We start from the raw sequence: 409 nt of genomic DNA on the forward strand, positions 1-409 counted from the left end.
GGGCCGAACACTTCGGGCTCGCCCACGAAGCCCCCCGAGGGGCGTACTTCCTCGACGACGACCTGGCCGACAGGATCAACGGCGAACTCGCCGAGTTCGTCGCCCTCAGGAACGCCGGGGTCCTCGACTTCGTCCATACGGCCGCCAAGGAGACCTCAGACTGGACCCCGCGGATGCGCCGCCAAGCGGTGGAGGCCATCACCCGCGCCATAGAATCGGCCGACACCGACTGGAACTCTCCATTCCAGCGGACCTTCCTCGAAAATGCCATGGACGAGGCCAGGGAGAACGCCGACCACAACGCGCCTTGACTCCCGAGGCTTCGCGGGTTTCCGCGGAGGACTGCCGAACCGTACGGCCGACGTCCGTTGCCGGCTGACGCATGGCTACCTTTTGTAGCCGATTCCGG

Annotated in this window: 1 protein-coding gene; it reads left to right on the top strand. The window is 66.3% G+C overall.

What is annotated here, in order from left to right:
• On the top strand, window positions 1–311 hold a 311-nt coding region (locus VS93_RS29955), incomplete at its 5' end, for a hypothetical protein (protein WP_046472557.1).
• Window positions 312–409: the final 98 nt, after the last annotated feature.

Origin of the sequence: Allosalinactinospora lopnorensis (assembly GCF_000981225.1) — a bacterium.
GTDB lineage: Bacteria > Actinomycetota > Actinomycetes > Streptosporangiales > Streptosporangiaceae > Allosalinactinospora > Allosalinactinospora lopnorensis.